This window comes from Microcoleus sp. BROC3 (assembly GCF_036702515.1).
Lineage (GTDB): Bacteria > Cyanobacteriota > Cyanobacteriia > Cyanobacteriales > Microcoleaceae > Microcoleus.
This window is the reverse complement of the sequence record NZ_JAUBTQ010000062.1, coordinates 1-20,491: the sequence shown is the minus strand read 5'-3', so window position 1 is coordinate 20,491 and position 20,491 is coordinate 1. Positions and strand designations below refer to the sequence as shown.

Below are 20,491 nucleotides of genomic sequence, written 5' to 3'. Positions count from 1 at the left end.
AAAGTTCCCTGCATCCAACCGCGCACTTTGCGGGTTTAGTTAGAAATATCTGCATCGTAATTGTGGAAGTTGACAGTATCGAAATAATTAGGAATTTCTGGCAAAGCATAAATCGGCCAATTGCTGCCGCCTACAGTTTTCGGGCGGTGGATGCGGTAAGTGCGATCGGGCTAATAAGTTTTGTAAACAAAGTCGATCGCATCTTTTGCCACCTTAACCAATTCAAAATAGTCAGCCCTAGTCCCGTCCCAACCGCGATCGCGATTTTCCGGTTCGCTGTGAATTTCCCAATCATCAACGCGGTAATCATTGCGAACATTCAGCCAATAAACCGTAGCAAAAACCTGTTCCCACCACTCGTTCCAATCTTTTTGATGGCGCGGCGGATTCAGTTGCAGCGCCCAACTCTGATTCCAGCTATTATCAACATTCCGAATACTCACCACCGGGCTAATATTTGCTTGTTTGAGACTCTTAAAAATAGTCCGGGCATTGCCTTGCCAAACTTTACCATTTTTTCCCGACCTAGAAGTGTTGAATATTGTCACCAAATTTTACATTTAGGGATAGAGTCATTCTCTAACTATGTTAAATATTATCCAAAAAATTTAGATAATTTTATAGTGAAACAGGGGAAAATATCCACTATTTTTAATGAGCTGTTTTTTAATTTGTTTAAAACTTGTATCGAAAAAATGGGGAGTGTTGGCTAACTTAATATAAATTACACCTACAAAAAAACTGTATTGTATAAGAAAACTTTGATAATTGAGAAATTAAATTTTTATCAGGTATTTGGAGCAATTTTCACACACTTTATGTTGGTTTTATAAATTATCCGGCTCCTTCATCATTACTAAAACCTAAAAAAAACCATTATTTTTTGTAAACTTGCGATTGCATAATATTTTTTTACTTCGGATCTCGCAAAACGGCACGATTCTAGACTTAACATGGTTTTTCTTGTCTAATAAACAGAAACCATCTTCAAGAATAACTTGACTATAATTTGGTTGACAGGTACAAATAATTGGTATTTTTTTAATTATTTATTAATTATTTTTAGCGAACCAAAGCCTAGGTTTACAAGCATTATACCGGGCGAGCTTATTTTGTGACTAACTAAATATTTAACCATCCTGTATTTATTATAGTTAAATAGACAGTTTATGATAATTAATTTATAAATATAATGACTATACAATATTTTTCAAATAAGAGAATTTCTGTGATAAAAAACTTAACGTTTAAAGCTATTAGTGTGCTGTTTAATCCTAAATTTGGCAGAATACTTTTATCATCTTTACGCGGTATTTGTGTTGCTAATTTTTTCTAAATATCTCTAAAAACTTGGGTATTTATGTTTAAATTAGCACGCGAAAAAGTTGAGATGCTAACTTGAGTGCCTGCGTAAGTCCCGTGCAATCTACCGCATTCACCCCAGCGAAATGAGCGGGCACACTACGGAGGGCATCAGCAGTCGGTGAATGTCTCTGCTGCCATGGGAATAATAATTTTCCGAGTGGATCGCGATCGTCCTACTCGTAGTCTCAGTAGCCTTCGGATCTAACTGGATATGATATTAAATGAACTTACTTCCCAAAAAATCTCTCATGTAGCGATTCACTAACTGCGGCTGTTCCTGCTGCACCCAGTGGCTGCAATTGGGAATGTAATGAATCTGAAAATCCCGCACGTAATCTGCGGTTCCATAGGTTAACTCTTTGCCGAGGGCGAAATCATTTTCTCCCCAAATCATCAGCGTGGGAACTTGCAGCACGCTCCAATTCTGGCGATCGACAAATCCGCGAGCAATATTGCGGTAATAATTGATAGTAGCAGTCAGAGCGCCCGGTTTTGCAGCCGCATCTTTGTAAGCTTCGATATCTGAGGGAGTAAAGGTACTTTTGTTAACCGCCATACCTTCTAAAGCCGCATAAATTGCCTGATAGTCGCCCAACTGAATTAACAACTCTGGCAAAACTGGCAACTGAAATAAAAAGATGTACCAACTTTTCAGCAATTGTTGAGGAGTTTGCAGTCCTTCAGCAAACTTTGCCGGATGCGGTAGATTCATCACAATTAATTTATCCACCATTTCAGGATAAGCATAAGCAAAATTCCAGGCGATCGCGCCTCCCCAGTCGTGACCAACTAAGACGCAACTTTCGTATCCCAAACCCTGAATAACTCCCTTGACATCTTGCACAAACTCTGCCATGACATAAGCAGATTTATTTTTAGGTTTTTCGCTGTCGTTGTAACCCCTGAGATCCACAGCGACAACTTTATAATCTGATGCAAATTCCGGGATTTGATGCCGCCAAGAATACCAAAATTCAGGAAATCCGTGTAGCATTAGCATCAACGGGCCTTCGCCTTGAGTGACACAATGAAGCTTGATGTTATTTGTAGTGATAAATTCGTGTTTCCAAGCAGCTTCTAGCACAGACATATTTGATGGTTCCTCTAGCTTTCGAGATATCCTAGCAGTTAATCTCTTTGAGAGGAACCAACTGTAGGCATATCTAGCACTTCTCTCAGGAATGGTAAACTCTTGCTCTTTTCTTCTATTCTGTTTTGTTATCTTTTCTGATCTTTTCTTCTCTTCCTTTGGAACAGGCGTCGGGCCGGTCTCTTCCTTTGTGGAACAGGCGTCGGATCTGTCTCTTCCTTTGTAGAACAGGCGTCGGGCTTGTCTTTTCCTTTGTGGAACAGGCGTCAGGCTTGTGGTTCTTCGCAAAAAAAGCTGTAGCACGGGCGAGGGCCAGACGCCATCGCTCATTTCCCGAAAAGATTGCTGTATCGGTTAAAATATTAGTATAATGTTGCTGCCATCCCGACAAGTGTCAAGCCAAAAATAACTCATTTTCGAGCGGCTGAGAATTCCGATCCGCAAAAATTTGAGGATTTGTGAGAGTGCAAGGTAAATAATTCAGATCGGGCGAGTATACTAGGAATAGAAGGAGTTAATACCATGTCTGGCGATCGCCTGCAAAACATTGTTAACCGCTTGACAGATCGTCTAAAGCGCGACGTATTAATTGAACAATCCCTCTATGACATTCGAGAAGCTGTGCAGAGCGATCGCGCGGTGCTTTATCATTTTTACAAGCAGTGGCAAGGTCGAGTGACTTACGAGATGTTGAGTGCGATCGAACTCTCAATCTTGGGTTTAACGGGGCCAGACGAGTGTTTTAACGGCGAATACGCTGCTTTGTACCAAGCCGGCCGAGTGAGGGCAATTGCAGATATTGAAGTAGCACAAATTCACCAATGCCACCGAGATTTTCTGCGTAGCCTGAAAGTTCGTGCCAATTTAGCGGTGCCAATTTTAACAAAAAAAGGACTGTGGGGGCTGTTAATTGCTCATCAGTGCAGCGGGCCCCGCACTTGGTCGCGATCGGACATTGAATTCATGCAGAGACAAGCGCAAAATATAGCGATGTCTCCCACAATTCAAGATAGTTAATTTTGAATCCCAGATTCTGCTTTGTGGCAGTTGGGGTATCGATCCTAAAATATAGATGCGAAGTTTCAACTTTCCAGTCCAGATGAAAATTGTGCGATCGCACTACTTTAATAAACTATGAAAATTTTTAACTTTGAGAAGTAGAGAAAGAGCTTTCTCACGCTCGAATAACTGTAACATATCGCCCCATTTGCGTAGTATGAATTTCAGTTTTTAGCCGTTCTTCCAATTCCAGTGCATTCTCTCGGCGATCGAATATTACCAACCAACCAGAATCCTATCTCAATCGAGCCAGATATCCATCTAACTATTCCAAACCTTTGTCTCTAGCAAGAGTTGGTGGCAAGGAGTTTTCGGATGCTGGGGGAGCGAAACCCAAGAATGATATCTTGAGGAGACACGCCACGTTGAATCAGTTCTCGATCGATGTAGATTTCGGTACTGTTGTGTTGAATCCAGATTTGATTTTCGATGATATCAAGCTGCATGGCACACCCATAGATGCGATATTCGTCGCGCCATTCGTTGTGCATAACGAGATATCTATCGCGGGCGATATCGAAGATTAACTGAGCATTTGCATCATTTTTAGAAAAGTCTTCGAGAAAGTCACAAACAATTTGGCGGTATTCGTTTAGTCTATCCATTGGTCGATCGCCTCACGAGTTGGATTGTAAATAATTAGTCGAATTTCATAACGTTCGATGACAGTTTTTGCGGGTTCAAATCTGAGAAACATTTGGTAGGTATCGGTGGGTACTGCCAGATAAAGCATACGTTCGGGTTCGCTAGAGACTTCGATGGCAATGCGATAGTTGAGGAATTGACCGAGGGCGGTGTGGAATTCAGAAATGGTGGAGCCACCTGCGAAACTTTTGACTTCTACAGCTATTTTACGTCCTTCTTTTTCAGCGGCGATCGCTTCTTTGGCTGCAAGAAGATCGATGTAGACATCAGCAACACCATAACGTAACTGGTAGGGATCGTGGGTAATCTTCCAGCCATCTTTTTGTAGGGCAATTTTGACCGTGTTGTGGAAGAGATCCTTTGCCATTTTTAGATTTTACCCAAGGATTTACATCGGAACTTAAGGGTGCACCGACTTCCACCGAAACCATGACGGCGGTGTATTGTCCGCTGTCGGTGAGTTGTTTGGCTAAAGCTAGCATGGCGGTGGTTTTACCGACTTGTCGGGGTGCATGGAAGACGAAATAGTTCTGCTGAGCAATTAATCGCTCTAGATTGGGAAGGCGACGGGTAGCAGGAAGCAGATAGTGGATGTCTTCGCGACAGGTGCCTGCGGTATTGAACCAGCGTGGCATAGGTAAATTGGGGCGAAAGGGGTTGTTCTCAGTTTACTGTGCTGTTGTAAGTTACTGACATGATAAAAGCAATCGATTCAACAAGATTTTGGCGCTCCAACTCGTATGCAATAAACGGAGCTATTTCCTTCAAAAAGTCAAAGTTAATCTTCCTTTCACAATACCGCATGAGCCAATCTTGCCGATGTTTCACACAATCATCGTCATCATTTAGTTTTAATCGTTTAATGGTACTTCTTACTTGATTTTTGACTCCTTCGTCCAAATCTGGATTGGCTTTAATAAGCAAAGAAGGAAAATCTAATATAAACCACCCAGGAGCTATTTGAAATGGATCTAAAACATCCTGAAAATCTCTTTTTCGAGCATTCATCTTCAAACAAGATAAGCGGAAATTGCTCCACTCATATGCCAGTTCTGGTTTTACAGATTTGGGAATAAAATGATCGACAGTTGGGCTGCCTTCAATCCAGGGAATCCATTGGGCAGAGTAAGCGCAGACTTTATAGGCTCCATACAGGTCTCTCAAGGATTCTCGCCAATATTCACGGTTATCCCAAATCTTCGGTCGAGGAACAGTTTGTAAAAAGGCTATTCCCTTCGATCTGACTTTACTCTCAAAATCTGTTGGTTCGGGTTGCTGTTTAATGGGAATCACAAAGACGCTCCATGTTGTCTCGCAAAGAATAGCCACCGAGACCAGAACTCATCGTCTTCGGCTAAGTATTTTCTCAGTGCATCTGAAACCTTTTGCACTTCTTCTGAGCTAGGGTTATCTTCTTCTTGCAGTTGTTTTGCTGCCTGAATAGCCTGCTCTCCTTCAATGGAACGGGGTTGCCCTAAACCAAACACATCTGATGTAAGCCATGAATCAATACGTCCTCGTCGAATGAATGGTAATTGGCTCAACTCAATTTCATTGCTAAGTAAGTCATTTTTTGCAAGATCTAAGAGAAATAATTTATCAAACTTCTCATCAAATTTCGACTCCACAGATGCCATGATCATAGGAGAGTGCGTAGCAACCATTAGTTGTACTTGCAGGTCACTTGCTAAATCTTCCCTAACATCTAACAGTGCAGATAGAATTACTCTTTGCCATTGTGGATGCAGATGAGCTTCTAACTCATCAATTAAAATAACCATCCTTTTTTGAGGTTTTTTGCGAATCAGCTTTGACTGAATTTTATGTTCTTCCCATGCCCAAACAATAAGGTAAGCAAGGGTTATAACACGACGGACTCCTGCGGAAGTATATACTATTGGAACTCTCCCATAGGAATGCTCAATTGTTGGCATAGGTCTAACATCATACGGAATCCTAACAGGCTCACCTGGTCTTAAAATTCCTAAATCGCTTTGGGAAGGGGGGGACAAGCGTTCAATTACTTTCTCTAACGTGCCGAAAGGAGAACTGTCTGGTCTACTTTGCCATTGAATCCAATCTTGAAGTAACCCATTAATAAAGGTAGTTCTTCGACCCCCAACTTCTATGTCGCGTCCATTCCAGACTTCATCTCTTGTAAAAACAAACGGGCGTGGAGTTAGATCGCTTTCTCCTAGTTCTTGAGTAGCAAGATATTCTTTAGCAGGATCCCAAACTGCAAAGGATCCATCCACTTTTGCGTAAACCAATAAACCAGGAATGGTAGGTCGTTTTTTAGGTGGTTTCCAACTTTGAGTTTGCCAATCATAAGATACTTTTATTTTTTCGGAATCAGAATCTCCTGAGATTTGAAATCCTATGCTAGGTTCATTTTTCCTGGTATTTGTCATTGGATATGCTTGCAAAGCAGCCCACTTTCCAGTTAAAGCCCACCAAGCACAATCAAGTAGGAAAGTTTTTCCTAGCCCGTTATCTCCAGTAATTAAAGTAAGCCTTTCTCCTGGCTGAAAAACTATATTCTTTGCTGGTCCTACTCCTTGAATTTCTAAAAGACGCAGGGTTCCCCCTTCTTCTGGAGTTGAGTCTGGGGCTTTACCGATAACTGACTGTAAATCTCTTAAAGATATTTTCTCATCCTGAAATAGCTCATCTAGCACATTACTTTGTGGAGTCGAAGAATCGAAAAGGCGTTCCTCCTCATGCGAGATAGAAAACTCCTTCAAGAAAGTTGCAACTATGTCCTGAGCAGTTGTATCAGCTTCCCAATTTCGTTCTCTATACAACCAAACCGCTACATGAAAGGTTGGAATTGAAGTTACTTTTGTTCCGTTTAAATGGTCACGTAGTATATCAATATAGTTTTCTTCCCATCCCCATATATCAGTATTTTTGGGATGGATAAAAGCCCTAGCTAAGTCGCCTCTTGTTCTTATACTTTGCAAAGTTGAACTAGGATATGTTGGTGAGAGCCATCGTTTACTTGGATTAGATGTTTTGAAAACCTGATAGAAATATTGAGAACCTTGCTCTGGCTTAAAATGCGTTTCAAGAAATTCTGTCTCTTTTGCATTGATAGGATACTGAATTGTATCACCAATAGGCAAAGGTGCTTTTTTAAAAACTAAAAATGTCATCCCATAGAAGGGGTGAAGAGACTTTAGAGGCTCCATAGATTCTCTTATTTGCTCAGTTTTAAGAAACATAAAGTCCTCAAATAATACTTAAATTACTAACTATGTAGTTGCAAAAATCAGGATTTAAGTCTATTCCAGTTGCAGATATTCCTGACTGTAATGCCACTCTAAGAGTAGTTCCACCTCCAGCAAATGGATCGAGAACAATTCCATCCTTTGGACATCCAATATCTAGGCATCTCTGGACTAGCTCATCAGGGAATGGTGCAGTATCAATACCATTAGTTGGTTTGGGCCGTGCAGCAATAGTCCACATATCTTCAACATCCTCTGTTTCAAGGGTTGACCTATCAAAGTAGTAGCGTCGGTTTTTAGTAAACATAAAAACGTACTCATAGCTACGTCGAGGTCTATCTTTAACAGATTCAGGAAGGCTGTGTTCTCGATGCCAAATTATTGGACTACGTAAAACCCAACCTCGCAATGTCATTTCAATAGCAACTCGCCAAGGAATACCAATAATGCTCTTAGGCTTTAATCCAATTCCTAAGCCACCACTTTTATCTACTTCTCTTAAACCAAATCGGCGTTTACTACTCTTGAGATCTTTACCATGAGGTTTCCCTTTTCCCGAGTAGTAAGTGTCTCCTAAATTTAGAAAGAGTACACCATCATCTTTCAATACCCTTTTCACTTCGCCCATAACAGAAGCGATTGCATGGACATAACCCTCAACTGTTTTCTCTTGACCGATTTGTTCTTCAACTCCATAGTCCCGTAGCCAGTAATATGGAGGGGATGTAATTACGCAATTGAAATGATTACTTGGCAGCTCCAAAAGAACTGAGTGAGCATTTCCTTGAAAAACGCTCCATAAAAGTCCACTTTCGGTTACACCGCTCCATTTACCCAACCAAGGCATAAGTTTCTCATTCTAGCGTAGCTTGACCAGTATAGTCAAGTTCGCCGCATAAATCAAAGCAAAGGCGAAATACTTTTAGGCAACCCGACTTGAATCGAGCACTATCATCCTAGCCCGACTCTCTGTGGATAAAGGATACAGGTAAGAAGATCGTACCGCCATACCAGCAGTTTCAAAGTACGCCCCAACCCTCAGCCGAAGGGGGCTAACTTATAATCGTATCGCAGTTGCGGTACAGTAAGGGATATAATCAAACAATACCGCAGCTCGACGATCGCCTACATCTTTCTTACTCCCAATCAGCATTTCCCTTCATCGAAGGTTAGGTGCTGTAGTGAGAATTAACTAACAGCTACAGCCTCCCCTAAAGGATGCTGCTGCAAAACAGCTTGCAAATACTTCCCAGTATAAGACCTCTGATTTGCCGCCACATCCTCCGGCGTCCCCGCCACAATAATTTCGCCGCCCTTATCTCCCCCTTCAGGCCCCAAATCGATCGCCCAATCGCAGCACCGAATCACATCTAAATTGTGTTCGATTACCAAAATTGAATTACCCTTATCCACCAATCTTTGCAGCACATTTAACAAATGGTGAACATCATAAAACGACAAACCAGTCGTCGGTTCATCGATCAAATAAAGCGTCTTCCCAGTAGCGCGGCGCGACAGTTCCGTTGCCAATTTTACCCGCTGCGCTTCGCCCCCAGAAAGCGTCGGCGCCGGCTGTCCCAACTGAATGTAACCCAAACCGACATCAACTAAAGTTTGCAGTCTGGCGCCCGCCCTGGGAATATTTTTAAACATTTCCAAAGATTCCTCGACAGTCATGTTCAAAACATCAGAAATCGACTTGCCTTTGTACTTAACTTGCAGCGTTTCCCGGTTGTAGCGCGCACCTTTGCAAACCTCACACTGCACGTAAACATCCGGCAGAAAATTCATCGAAATCACGTTCACGCCTTGGCCGCCGCAAGCTTCGCACCTTCCCCCTTTGACGTTAAAAGAAAACTGCCCCGCTTTATAACCTCTTGCCTTCGCTTCAATGCTTTCGGCAAACAAATCCCGAATCACATCAAAGACTCCCGTGTAAGTAGCGGGATTAGAACGCGGAGTGCGGCCGATGGGAGATTGGTCAATTACAATTACCTTATCAACCACATCCTCTAGAGAGCGTTCCCCTTTAGTTTTGAGGGCGTCCATATCGGGTGGTAAAGGCACTTTTTTGGTGATATAGTGTTGCAGCGACGGGTACAGCAATTCATTGATTAAAGTTGATTTTCCAGAACCGGAAACTCCCGTCACGCAGACGAGTTTTCCCAGCGGAATTTCCACATCAATATTTTTTAAATTGTTGCGCCTCGCATTTGTGATTGAAAGAGCTTTGCCGTTGCCTTTTCTCCTTTCATGAGGGGTTTCAATTACTCGCTTTCCCGACAAATAAGCACCGGTCAAAGATTCCTCTGCCGTTAGCAAATTTTCTAAACTTCCTTGCGATATAATTTTGCCACCGTGAACGCCGGCACCGGGCCCGATATCGACAATGTGGTCGGCAGCTCGCATGGTTTCTTCATCGTGTTCTACTACAATCAAAGTATTGCCTAAATCGCGCAATTTTGTTAAGGTTTGCAGCAGGCGAAAATTGTCTCGTTGGTGCAAACCGATGCTCGGTTCGTCCAAAACGTAGAGCACGCCCGTCAAACCAGAACCGATTTGAGTCGCCAGCCGAATTCGCTGGGCTTCTCCGCCAGAAAGTGTCATTGCTGCGCGGTCTAAAGTCAGGTAATCTAACCCGACATCGAGTAAAAATTGCAGCCTTGCTTTGATTTCTCTCAGGGCTAAATCGGATATTTGGAATTGCCGATCGCTCAATCCCAAATTATTTACTCGTTCGCGGCATTCGCGAATCGAAATACTGGTTAAATCCACAATTCCGTACTGTCCCAACCGCACCGAAAGCGCCTCGGGTTTCAAGCGTTTGCCGCGACAAACCTCGCAAGAGCGATCGACCCGATACTGTTCCAGCTTCTGCTTGATCAGATCGGAACCAGTATCGTCGTACTGGCGCTGCAACATGGAAATTACGCCCTTAAAATCTCTTCTCAAATCGGTGGTGTTGCCGTCTCGCTTCTTACTTTCTGAAGTACCCTTGGACTCATTGCCGTACAAAATCACCCGCTGGTGTTCGGGCTTTAATCGATACCAAGGAGTGTCGATATCAAACCCGCAAGTATCAGCAATACTGCAAAGCAGAGAGAGATAATAGGAATTGTCTTTGTCCGACCAAGGCGCGATCGCACAATAAAGAGGGGCTTTCTCGTCGGGAACTACCAACTCCGGCGCAAAAGTCCGCAAACTCCCCAAACCGTGGCAGTTCTGGCACGCGCCGTAAGGCGAATTAAACGAAAATAACCTGGGTGAAAGTTCCTCCATTACTGCGCCGTGTTCTGGACAAGCAAAGTTTTCGGAAAATACGATCGGCCCCTGTGGTTGGGAATTTTCATCACTCGGTAACTCTTCAATTATCGCAATCCCCTCAGAATGGCGCAAACAAGTTGCCAGAGAATCAACTAAACGTTCTTCTAAACCGGGTTTTTTAATTAACCGATCGACAACTATCTCAATATTGTGCGTATGATTTTTATCTAATTCGATATTTTCCGAAAGTTCTAAAATTTCTCCGTCAACTTTGACGCGGATAAATCCTTCCGCAGCTATACTCGACAATAATTTGCGGTGAGTGCCTTTTTTTCCGCGCACAACTGGTGCCAGAAGGTGAAAGCGAGTGCCGTCGGGAAGTGCCATGACTCGATCGCACATTTCATCAATTGTCTGCGGCGCAATGCAGCGATCGCAAATCGGACAGTGCGGTTCGCCGGCTCTGCCGTAGAGCAATCTGAGATAATCGTAAATTTCTGTAACAGTACCAACAGTCGATCGCGGGTTGTGAGAAGTTGACTTTTGGTCGATCGAAATAGCCGGACTCAAGCCTTCGATCGCGTCCACATCCGGTTTGTCCAACTGTCCCAAAAACTGGCGCGCGTAGGCGCTGAGTGACTCCACGTAGCGGCGCTGTCCCTCAGCAAAAATTGTATCGAAAGCGAGGGAAGACTTACCAGAACCGGAGACACCCGTAAAAACTATCAGACGATCGCGCGGCAGTTCCAGATCGATATTTTTCAGGTTGTGCTGTCTCGCACCGCGAACCCGAATCATATTTTGGTTGTTAGAGTGAGAATTCGTCACATTATGCCCGTTGCGGGATGCACTTGGCTGGCTGTTTGAGGTTTCGGCGCGTTGGGACATGAGAGTAGTGCAAAACAGTGCTTAACCATCTTAGCGCTGCAGATCGAATTGCTGGCATCCAAACTCAAGAATATCAAAGAATTGTCAAATAGGTTTCCGTCGGCCCGTCGGGCAAAACCTTCAAACTTTGATGCTTCAAATCCACTTCAATTCCCAACGCTTCCATCGGAATCACGCCTAAAAGTGGCGTTCTCCCCTCGGGCAATTCCAAACACTCAAAAGTCCCTTCGCGCCCGCACAGAGAAATCGAAGCATCCCGAAAAATCCTCGCCTCACTAATGCCCGTCGCTGTTTCCACAACCACTTGCTTGAGGATTTTCAAACCCAGTCTGGCGATGACATCTTTAGGCAAACACAAAGTTGTCGCACCCGTATCCACTAAAACATTATCTAGAGTAACAGACCTGACTTGCTCGATTGGAATCAAATTATCTTCTGCTTTAGCTTCATCGATCCGATTCGTAATTACTAGGGTTGTGATAACTTTTCCCATTAGGGTTTCCGTAGTTGTTTCCATTACGTTCATATTATCATAAATTGCTGCTTTAATTTTAGCACATATTTCCACTAATTGTAGGACGATGCACTCCCCATTCTGCACCGCCACCTGACGAATAGCTCGGCCTCAAAAATCAAATTATTGCACCCCAATAAACTTGTGAGTTTGCAAAGATAGCCTGTAACTATGATTTTGTTTTAGCAATTCCAAGATAATGGGAATTGCTGATTTTTGTGAGTTCCATTCAGGTTGCAAAAAAACCGGAATGTTCACATTACTTGCCAAATGCTGGTGATAAAATTTAACTTCTTCGACAGTGCTAACCACGAGCTTAATCTCATTAGCTCTAGTCCAAAAAATCTCTTGCACCGGATATTTAGGATTGACGTGTTCCTTAGGAGAAAGAGTAATCCAAGCCAGTGGCGAAACATCCTGCCAGCAAGCGCCGGAAGTTTCAATACTCACCTGCTTGTCAGCTTCTAACAAAGCTTCAACTAACTCAGGCAAATCCCGGTGAATGAAAGGTTCGCCGCCAGTAATTACCACTCTCGGAGACTGGAGTTGAGCGAGCAATTGTGCGATCGACTGCGGTACAGACGGCAAACCTTTGCCCCCATTGGCATAACCGGTGTCGCACCAAGGACACCGCACAGGGCAACCGGCCAATCTGATAAAATCAACTAAAGTCCCCGTCCAGTAACCTTCGCCTTGAACAGTACACTGAAAAGTTTCGTGAATTGGTAATTTAACCTGTAAATTTGAACCCAGCATTTGCGCCTCTGATTAACTAAAAATACATCATTATATAGGGTGCGCAATGCGCACCTTACTCTATACTTTTGATTTGCTAGGGTGCGAATGCGCACCTTACTCTATATATAAAACTGAGTCGTATCTTCTTGAAGAATTAGCAGTTTGTGGCAATTTTAAAAAGAACCGCAAACCGCAAACAATTCTTTAATTATGCTGTTCAGGTTCCATCATAGTAGCCCAGCGGCGTTTCAATGCCAAAGTCAGCCCGTCAGCAATGGGGACAACACTGAGAGTAACTCTGGGATCGTTGCGCAATTTGTCGTTAAAAGTGCGAATGGCGGTGGTACTTTCGTCTTGTACTTGAGGGTCAGCAACTCGTCCAGACCACAGAACGTTGTCAATTACAATTAAACCGCCATTGCGTACAAGTTGCAGCGATCGCTCAAAATAAGCCTCATAATTTTCTTTATCGGCGTCGATGAAGGCAAAATCAAAGGTTCCTGCTTGTCCCTCAGCTATTAGTTTGTCGAGAGTATTTATTGCTGGGCCCAACTGCAAAGAAATTTTATTAGCAACGCCCGCAGCTTCCCAATAGCGTCGTGCGATCGCAGTATATTCCTCGCTGACATCGCAAGCAATAATCTGACCGTTTGAAGGCAGCGCCAAAGCTACGCACAGCGAGCTGTAACCAGTAAAAACGCCAATTTCTATGGTTTTGGTCGCTCCCATAAGCTGCACCAGCATCTCCATAAACTGACCTTGTTCGGGAGCTATCTGCATCATACCCATAGGATGCTTAGCAGTTTCTTCCCGTAGTGAAGCGAGAATATCGGGTTCCCGCAGAGAAATAGATAACAGATAATCGTAAAGTTGATTTTCTAAGCCAAGAGTTGAGTTCGCCATCGGTTTGTCCTTCCTGCTGACTTTTTATTTGAGATTGTAGACGCGCAGTTAATGAATATGGGACAGGCTACGCTTAAATTGGATCTATTTTGCTCCTAGCTGTTGACAAATTGCAATAGTGGCGTCAAGGTTGCATGGAACTCATATCTTGCACCATTCTCGCTTAAAAAGCCCGACGGCCGGTGAAGCGAAGACTGAATTTTCTTGTGGGCCGTTGCTCCGACGCCGCCCATAAAAAGCTTATTGAGAATGGTGCAACATCTCAGATGGAAGCAACTGACAGCACGCGCCCTCAACCTCCCAATCAGTTTATCTCAGCCGCAGGTGTTTCTGCTGCTTTGCAAAGCCATTAGCGAACCTAAATTTCAAATTCACCTACTCACTATTTCTCAAGTTGAACCCCTGACAACTCTATTTTTACCATTTTTGGGATGTGCAGAAGTTAGAATTTAACAGTCGAGTCCTCTTAGTTCAATATGAAACTTTTTTAACTGTCACATTATTTTTACATACCAACAGGGCGATCGCAGCGGCTGCAAATCCAGTTTAATATGAAGCTTTCGTAACTGTCACATCCTTTTCACCTAACCCTGGAAACGCACACACAATCAAAACAACATTTCGCAAGGGCGATCGCCATGTATTACACTTTCGCAGGTTTTGGTGCCGTCACAGGTATATTTTTGCTGCTAGTTTTTGCCATTCTGCAATGGCTGCACATCCCCGCCGGCAGCTTCATCGATTGGGTAATTGCCATTGCTAGTTTTGAATGGCTGTTGTTGATAGTTACAGTTCCCTGGAATATCCATTTTGAAGCTAAAGAAGTTTTAGCGCAAGCCGCAGAATCAACAGCAAAAGGGATTGCAGTAGACGAGAAACAAGTCAAATATGTTAATTTATTAGCTAGCCGTTCCTTGTGGGTTGCTCTCGGACTTCACCTCTTGAGCGCGATCGCACTTTACGCCCTAGCAGCCGCCGGAATTAGCGCTGTTGGCTATCTGAGTTCCGGTGCAGCGCTGCTGTTAACTATACTGCGCCCCGCGATTAGAGGTTATCAGTATTTAGCGGCGCGGCTGACAATGATTCGCCGTCAATTTTTGCATCCCCGCGAAGATATTCTCGAACTCCGCACCCGCTTCGCCAACTTAGAATCTACCCTTCAAAATTTGGAAGCTAGATTCAATTCTAACGATCCGAATTCTTGGGTAGCTGTACAAGAGCGGCAGCAGGAAGCGACTAGAAGAGAATTAACTCGACTAGCAGCATCTCTGGAAAATTTCCGATCGACAAATCAAGCCGAACACACTGCACTGGCAAGAAATGCAGAAAGTGCGATCGCTCAACTCACCGATGACGGACAATTTCTCAACCACGTTCGCGAAATCATCCGCTTCTTTAAAGATTCCTGAAGTCCTATTATCTCCAGTCAAACAACCACAGTAAAATTGGTTCGTAGTGAGGACTTTAGTCCTGATAAAAATCTGAAGACCAAAGTCCTCACTACAAACCCCTTGATTAGAGGTAATTGACCTGGAAGGATATTATCTATCTAAAGATAGATGTCAAAGATTCGCAGAATGTGAAATTTTCAATAAAAAGAGAAATTTATCAGTCTTGAGGAAGACTCACTAAATGTATTGGAGATCGCAGAAATTTCTCGCAAACTATAACCAAAGATAGTTTGTTAATGAGTTAGCTTACACTTAATATTTAAACATAAGCCAAAGACCTTTTTGAAAAGATAACTCAGGAAAAAATCATGACTAATCGCCAACCCACACCGCCCGAAAAAGAAATTAGCAAATCAACACCGGCCGACGAACAAATCGAAGCCAATATGGAAGCCCCCCACTACGACAGGGGCATTACTCCTGCGGAGACAGCAGCGCGGCAAGAACGCGAAGGCGCTAACTTCATGCACACAACCACCGAAGGGAAGCAGAAAAGTGCAAAAACTGATGACCAAACCGATGACGAAAGCATTCACACCACAGATGGTTATACAGTAGACAAAGAAGGTCTAGTTAACAATTACGCGATCGAACCGGAAATGTACGTCAACGAACCGGGCGATTTGAGAGCAAAAGAGGAAGCCGAAGCCCAAGAACGCGCTCGACTTCTGGCAGAAATCAAAGATAAAAAAGGCGAAGAAGGAAAACTAACCAATGAAGAAGACACCCGCAGTAAAGGGCCGGGAATTATCTAGGCTATCTGGTTGGTAGTTGCGTTTCAGCGAGCGAGACTGCAACTGCAAAGCGAAGGGGGCGGTTTTATATCCGGCAGTTCTCGATCGAGATGTCCGGTAAAACCCGCCCCTGTTTTGCTTTCGACTTCTGTTTTTAGACTTAAGATTTTACATAGATAAATTACCGTCTCCATGGGTCAGTCTTCACTACCCACTCAAAAACGATCGCCTTAAAATTAATCAAGCCCTAACATTTTCCCTCAGCCAATTAAACTTAGCCTCAGCTAGAGCCAAATTTTCCATGATGTTCGGATTAATATCCTCCCGATCTAATTCCGGTTGAGCCAATTCAATATTGCGACCGTATTCTATATGTCTGATCGTACCGCGCATCCGGTCTGCCAGACAGAGTGAAATTCCATAATAAAACCGGGAAGCAAAGCCCATATCGTGTTGAAGTTTGATTACTAACTGCCGCCGGGGAATTGCCAGCAAGTGAGTTTCTGCGATCGCCTTCACCGTTGCCAAAGGAGGACGACTATCAATGAAAGAAACTTCTCCAACCAGTTCTCCGCTGGCTATTTTAGCAAGTTCTTTAGTCTGCTCAGCTTCGATCAAAACGGTCAAACTTCCCTTCAAAACAATGTATAGCGCATCTATCTGTCTCCCTTCGTGGATCAAAATCGCGCCCGGATCTAGAACTTCCTTTTTGCCTTTTTGGACGATCCAGTCGATATCGTCGTTATTTAACTGGCTCAAAATGAAAAGTGCTTTTTTTCTGCTGCTGTCGGCCATAAGTTTAGCTCCCGATCGCTTCTTTTTTATATAAAATTGAGAGGGGGCGCGGTCGCAACTTCTTCCGCAGCAGTTACTCCTCGCTCAATACAGTTTTTTTATCCTGCCTAACTTCTTGGCAAAACGCTTCTAGGGCCGGCCTTGCCAATAGCAAATGAATCACACTGAATAATAATCTCTCAATACTAGCATTTGTTGAACAATCTTTTTTTACTCGATCGGCTTCTAAAAAATCCTGCGAAATGCCCGTCTCAAAAGCAATCGGGTTCGCCCGCACAGCTTTGGTACGCGATCGGGCGCGGGAGACCGTGTTCCGCGCCCAGTCTTGCTCGCTAAATCGATCGCAAATCAGGATAGCCGGCCAACATATCGTCAGCAGTCAGAGTGTCCCCGTTCGCTTGAGGAGTCCACAGCACCTCAACCGCCAGCAACTGCTCGCTCGATACTCCCCCAATCTGGCGCAAAGCTTGGCGCAAATCTTCAGAGTTTTTCACTGCTGGCAATTGCAGTTTACCTTGAGTACCGACAATCACCGTCACTACAATAAATTCCCCGGGATCTGAATTCAAATCAGAGGCAACCAGCGCCCCATTTTCCTGCAAACCTGGCAGGATATTGCTGCTCCCGGCTTGCCGGAGCTGATTGTTATAATTCGAGAGCGTTTCTTCAGTAAATTTACTGCGTTCTGCCAAAGAAAATTGATTAAATTTAGCTTCGGCTGCTTCCAAGCGAGTTTGCACAGATTCAGCGCCCGCGTAAACCCAGTATTCAGGATGCCGCAGCAGCGCCAGAGTAGATTCTTGCACCACTTGAGCGCGACCGGCCGCTGTGTCGGTATCCGCTTTTCGCGCTAGGGAGTCGAGTTCGGCTTGCAAACCGCGGGCCTCTGCTAGCAAACCAACTTGCAAGCGGGCGACAGATACGGTGGTAGTGGGGGCACTGTTGCCCAGTTCGTCAGTTCCTCCCCCGGCGCGGCGGAAGCTTTGGACGAGGAAATTAGCGATCGAAATAAAAATCAAAATCGAGAACAGGCCGCCAAACCCGCCCCCAAAGCCAAAAAACGGCAGCAAGAACGGGAAACCGAAGCCGCCCCCAAAGCCGCCGCCCGGGTAGTAACCCCCTCCCGACGGCGCGTAAGTGCGACTGGGAGGCGAGTAACTGCGCGCCGGAGCTCTAAAAGATCCGCCCCCGATGCGTCCTCCGCTGCGGGCCGCCAGAGCTCCGTCAGCGTTACCGAGGGCTAGCGTCAGTACCAGACCGATCGCAAATAGTGATTTCAAAAGCGGTTTGATCTTTGAAATTAGTTGCTTGTACATAAGACCGTTACTATTCGATACATTTATAATTTACAGTCTATCCTCTCTTCTGGGCAGCCTGGTTGCAGGTGTGAAGCCAGCGAGATATCCGTACCAACCGATCCCAGCACCGTTAGGGCTGTGTCTGGGAACGGGAAAGACTAGAAAGGACTGGCTTTCCTGACTGGGAACAATGGACATCCAGACTTTCACAGAACTTTACTTAAGTACAGGGCGATCGGCCAACAATAAGCTTTAGACTTTTAAAGAAACGCCGCGAGTCCTAGAAAACAGGGCTTTATCTACCGTAAAAAAAACATTATGTTTCCAACTCACCGCCCCCGCCGCCTCCGCAACCATCCCCAACTCCGCCGGATGGTACGCGAAAATATCTTGACAACCAGCGATTTAATTTACCCTCTATTTGCCGTACCGGGGGAAGCTTTTGCTAAAGAAGTCACATCGATGCCAGGAGTTTACCAGCTATCGGTAGACAAAATAGTAGAAGAAGCAAAAGAAGTCTACGACCTCGGCATTCCCGCGATTATTTTATTTGGCATTCCCGCAGACAAAGACACAGATGCTACAGGTGCTTGGCACGACTGCGGCATCGTCCAAAAAGCCACGGAAGCAGTTAAAAAAGCCGTACCGGATTTAATCGTCATGGTCGATACTTGTCTGTGCGAATATACCAGTCACGGTCACTGCGGCTATTTGGAAGTCGGAGATTTAAGCGGCCGCGTCTTGAACGATCCGACACTAGAATTGCTCAAGAAAACCGCAGTTGCTCAAGCTAAAGCCGGTGCAGATATTATCGCACCTTCGGGAATGATGGACGGTTTTGTCGGAGCAATTCGCCAAGGATTGGACAGCGCTGGATTTGAAGATATTCCCATCATGTCTTACGCGGCAAAATACGCCTCAGCTTATTATGGCCCGTTCCGGGATGCGGCTGATTCTGCTCCGCAATTTGGCGATCGGCGCACTTATCAAATGGACCCGGGAAACGGCCGGGAAGCACTCAAAGAAATTGCTCTCGACATTGCCGAAGGCGCAGATATGCTGATGGTTAAACCAGCTTTAGCTTACATGGACATCATCTGGCGCGTGAAGGAAGCAACTAACCTGCCAGTTGCTGCTTACAACGTTTCTGGAGAATATGCGATGGTGAAAGCCGCCGCCCTCAATGGTTGGATAGATGAAGAAAGAGTAGTGATGGAAACATTGACAGGATTCAAGCGTGCTGGTACTGATTTGATTTTGACTTATCACGCCAAAGACGCCGCCCGCTGGTTGCAAAACTGATTCACTCTTTGAGATTAGAGAATTGACTCCACAGCACAATCTTCCGGTGTTATCGTGGAGTCAATACCTCTCTCGATAGATGATTTTTGAGTCCTTTCACATCACAGAAGCTCTCGTTTACGCATCAAGACGCTCAGAAAAAGACTTTTTTGTCGTCGCGGTGGGCTGTAACTACAAAAAAATCGGTTTCTCTATCAGCGAACTCTCAACCCATACAAAATCACTGATTCCGATCTAAAATCTAAAATCTAAAATGGTATGAGTTATGAGTTGGCAATTTTGACTCAAAGACTTTTTTACAAAATTCACACAAAAAAGTATTAATAATCACCGAAATTAGTTAGATAATATGTATGAATAAAAATAGTTTTGTAAATAGGGAATTCAATCCTTGATGGTTCCCAAGCAAAATTAACTTTCACTCCTGTAAGACAGTAAAAGTAACACAGTTTAGATACAACTTGAAGGCACCGCACAGCATGACATCAACGACTAGAGATTCCAGTCACATTCAATTTTGTATAGGTCGCGATCGCGCCGACATCGCACAGATCCAAGAACTATTTAAAGCCGCCGCCTTTTGGGCGAGGGCACGCAAGATAGAAGATTGGGCAATCGCGATCGCCAACAGCGAACCAGTTGTTACAGTTTGGGACGGCTCGCGGGCGATCGGCTTTGCCAGGGCCACTTCAGACGGCATCTATCGAGCCACCATCTGGGATGTCGCCATTCATCCAGATTACCAAGGTGCAGGACTCGGCCGCAAATTAGTCCAAACCGTCTTAAGTCACCCTCGAATGTGCCGAGTAGAGCGAGTTTACCTGATGACAACTTACAAACAAAGCTTCTACGAGCGCATTGGTTTTCAGAAAAACGCCAGCACCACAATGGTACTTGAAAATCAGCTTCTAGAAGAGAATCTCGAAGTAGAAATTAGCAACGGCGAATTGCTAATTGCTAATTGTTAAATAAGCACAAAAATTGCACCAAAATCTATAATATGTAGGGTGCGTAAGCGCGCACCTTACTCCCTATAAATCATTTCCTTCTTGCTTCCTCCCTCTTCCCGACCTCTATTAAATCTCTTAAATCCGTTGCTCTCTTCCCGACCTTTGTTCAATCCGTTACATCCGTTACATCCCACATCTTGCACCATTCTTGCTTAACAGGCTTTCGGGCCTGTTAAGCGAAGAGTGAATTTCTCGCTTCACGGGC

The 20,491-nt window shown here is 44.4% G+C and carries 20 protein-coding genes; 7 read left to right on the top strand and 13 right to left on the bottom strand.

The window, feature by feature from the left end; translation table 11 throughout:
* Positions 1 to 170: 170 nt before the first annotated feature.
* Together QUB30_RS28120 and QUB30_RS28115 are read right to left on the bottom strand one after the other, a co-directional pair.
* The gene (locus tag QUB30_RS28120; RefSeq protein WP_333340550.1) at positions 171 to 548 is read right to left on the bottom strand and encodes a hypothetical protein; all 378 of its coding nucleotides are present in this window, start codon (positions 546 to 548) and stop codon (positions 171 to 173) included.
* Between the two features lie 1,034 nt (positions 549 to 1,582).
* The gene (locus QUB30_RS28115; protein ID WP_333340546.1) at positions 1,583 to 2,455 is read right to left on the bottom strand and encodes an alpha/beta hydrolase; all 873 of its coding nucleotides are present in this window, start codon (positions 2,453 to 2,455) and stop codon (positions 1,583 to 1,585) included.
* Between the two features lie 522 nt (positions 2,456 to 2,977).
* Between QUB30_RS28115 and QUB30_RS28110 the strand changes: the two genes are divergently transcribed.
* Positions 2,978 to 3,472: a GAF domain-containing protein gene (locus QUB30_RS28110; protein WP_333340543.1), complete on the top strand. Its 495-nt coding sequence runs from the start codon at positions 2,978 to 2,980 to the stop codon at positions 3,470 to 3,472.
* Positions 3,473 to 3,798: 326 nt separating this feature from the next.
* Here the strand turns inward: QUB30_RS28110 and QUB30_RS28105 are convergent, their stop codons facing one another.
* Both QUB30_RS28105 and QUB30_RS28100 read right to left on the bottom strand, forming a co-directional pair.
* Positions 3,799 to 4,119 carry a XisI protein gene (locus QUB30_RS28105; RefSeq protein WP_333340540.1) on the bottom strand — a complete coding sequence of 107 codons (321 nt, stop codon included), beginning with the start codon at positions 4,117 to 4,119 and terminating at the stop codon, positions 3,799 to 3,801.
* Positions 4,107 to 4,526: a XisH family protein gene (locus QUB30_RS28100; protein ID WP_333340537.1), complete on the bottom strand. Its 420-nt coding sequence runs from the start codon at positions 4,524 to 4,526 to the stop codon at positions 4,107 to 4,109. Before QUB30_RS28100 ends, QUB30_RS28105 begins: the two co-directional genes overlap by 13 nt.
* Between QUB30_RS28100 and QUB30_RS28095 the strand changes: the two genes are divergently transcribed.
* Positions 4,520 to 4,687, top strand: coding sequence for a hypothetical protein (locus tag QUB30_RS28095; protein ID WP_333340534.1), 168 nt, complete (start codon positions 4,520 to 4,522; stop codon positions 4,685 to 4,687). The two genes, QUB30_RS28100 and QUB30_RS28095, sit on opposite strands and share 7 nt — an antisense overlap.
* Positions 4,688 to 4,822: 135 nt before the next feature.
* Here the strand turns inward: QUB30_RS28095 and QUB30_RS28090 are convergent, their stop codons facing one another.
* The 7 genes from QUB30_RS28090 to QUB30_RS28060 all read right to left on the bottom strand — a co-directional run bounded on the left by QUB30_RS28090 (position 4,823) and on the right by QUB30_RS28060 (position 13,696).
* Complete coding sequence (locus QUB30_RS28090; protein WP_333340531.1) at positions 4,823 to 5,323, bottom strand: hypothetical protein; 501 nt, start codon at positions 5,321 to 5,323, stop codon at positions 4,823 to 4,825.
* 125 nt (positions 5,324 to 5,448) lie between these two features.
* The gene (locus tag QUB30_RS28085) at positions 5,449 to 7,383 is read right to left on the bottom strand and encodes an AAA family ATPase (protein WP_333340527.1); all 1,935 of its coding nucleotides are present in this window, start codon (positions 7,381 to 7,383) and stop codon (positions 5,449 to 5,451) included.
* A gap of 7 nt (positions 7,384 to 7,390) precedes the next feature.
* Positions 7,391 to 8,236: a site-specific DNA-methyltransferase gene (locus QUB30_RS28080; RefSeq protein WP_333340524.1), complete on the bottom strand. Its 846-nt coding sequence runs from the start codon at positions 8,234 to 8,236 to the stop codon at positions 7,391 to 7,393.
* Between the two features lie 341 nt (positions 8,237 to 8,577).
* Positions 8,578 to 11,541 carry an excinuclease ABC subunit UvrA gene (uvrA, locus tag QUB30_RS28075; RefSeq protein ID WP_333340521.1) on the bottom strand — a complete coding sequence of 988 codons (2,964 nt, stop codon included), beginning with the start codon at positions 11,539 to 11,541 and terminating at the stop codon, positions 8,578 to 8,580.
* A 73-nt stretch (positions 11,542 to 11,614) separates the two neighbouring features.
* On the bottom strand, positions 11,615 to 12,058 hold the full coding sequence (locus tag QUB30_RS28070; RefSeq protein WP_333340567.1) for a retroviral-like aspartic protease family protein: 444 nt from the start codon (positions 12,056 to 12,058) through the stop codon (positions 11,615 to 11,617).
* A gap of 120 nt (positions 12,059 to 12,178) precedes the next feature.
* Positions 12,179 to 12,811, bottom strand: coding sequence for a 7-carboxy-7-deazaguanine synthase QueE (locus tag QUB30_RS28065; protein ID WP_333340519.1), 633 nt, complete (start codon positions 12,809 to 12,811; stop codon positions 12,179 to 12,181).
* A gap of 186 nt (positions 12,812 to 12,997) precedes the next feature.
* Entirely contained in the window at positions 12,998 to 13,696 is a 699-nt protein-coding gene (locus QUB30_RS28060) for a class I SAM-dependent methyltransferase (RefSeq protein WP_333340517.1), read from the bottom strand.
* Between the two features lie 249 nt (positions 13,697 to 13,945).
* Here QUB30_RS28060 and QUB30_RS28055 point away from each other — a divergent pair, with 249 nt between their 5' ends.
* From QUB30_RS28055 to QUB30_RS28045, 3 genes are all read left to right on the top strand, one after another.
* Positions 13,946 to 14,149: a hypothetical protein gene (locus QUB30_RS28055; RefSeq protein ID WP_333340515.1), complete on the top strand. Its 204-nt coding sequence runs from the start codon at positions 13,946 to 13,948 to the stop codon at positions 14,147 to 14,149.
* Between the two features lie 185 nt (positions 14,150 to 14,334).
* A complete protein-coding gene (locus QUB30_RS28050; protein WP_333340514.1) occupies positions 14,335 to 15,105 on the top strand; it encodes a hypothetical protein in 771 nt (256 codons plus the stop codon).
* Between the two features lie 350 nt (positions 15,106 to 15,455).
* Complete coding sequence (locus QUB30_RS28045; RefSeq protein WP_333340512.1) at positions 15,456 to 15,902, top strand: hypothetical protein; 447 nt, start codon at positions 15,456 to 15,458, stop codon at positions 15,900 to 15,902.
* 219 nt (positions 15,903 to 16,121) lie between these two features.
* Here the strand turns inward: QUB30_RS28045 and QUB30_RS28040 are convergent, their stop codons facing one another.
* Together QUB30_RS28040 and QUB30_RS28035 are read right to left on the bottom strand one after the other, a co-directional pair.
* Positions 16,122 to 16,676 carry a cyclic nucleotide-binding domain-containing protein gene (locus QUB30_RS28040; RefSeq protein WP_333340510.1) on the bottom strand — a complete coding sequence of 185 codons (555 nt, stop codon included), beginning with the start codon at positions 16,674 to 16,676 and terminating at the stop codon, positions 16,122 to 16,124.
* 332 nt (positions 16,677 to 17,008) lie between these two features.
* The gene (locus tag QUB30_RS28035) at positions 17,009 to 17,992 is read right to left on the bottom strand and encodes a DUF1517 domain-containing protein (RefSeq protein ID WP_333340508.1); all 984 of its coding nucleotides are present in this window, start codon (positions 17,990 to 17,992) and stop codon (positions 17,009 to 17,011) included.
* Between the two features lie 300 nt (positions 17,993 to 18,292).
* Here QUB30_RS28035 and hemB point away from each other — a divergent pair, with 300 nt between their 5' ends.
* On the top strand, positions 18,293 to 19,276 hold the full coding sequence (gene hemB, locus QUB30_RS28030; protein ID WP_015176056.1) for a porphobilinogen synthase: 984 nt from the start codon (positions 18,293 to 18,295) through the stop codon (positions 19,274 to 19,276).
* Between the two features lie 479 nt (positions 19,277 to 19,755).
* Positions 19,756 to 20,244 carry a GNAT family N-acetyltransferase gene (locus QUB30_RS28025; RefSeq protein WP_333340502.1) on the top strand — a complete coding sequence of 163 codons (489 nt, stop codon included), beginning with the start codon at positions 19,756 to 19,758 and terminating at the stop codon, positions 20,242 to 20,244.
* Positions 20,245 to 20,491: the final 247 nt, after the last annotated feature.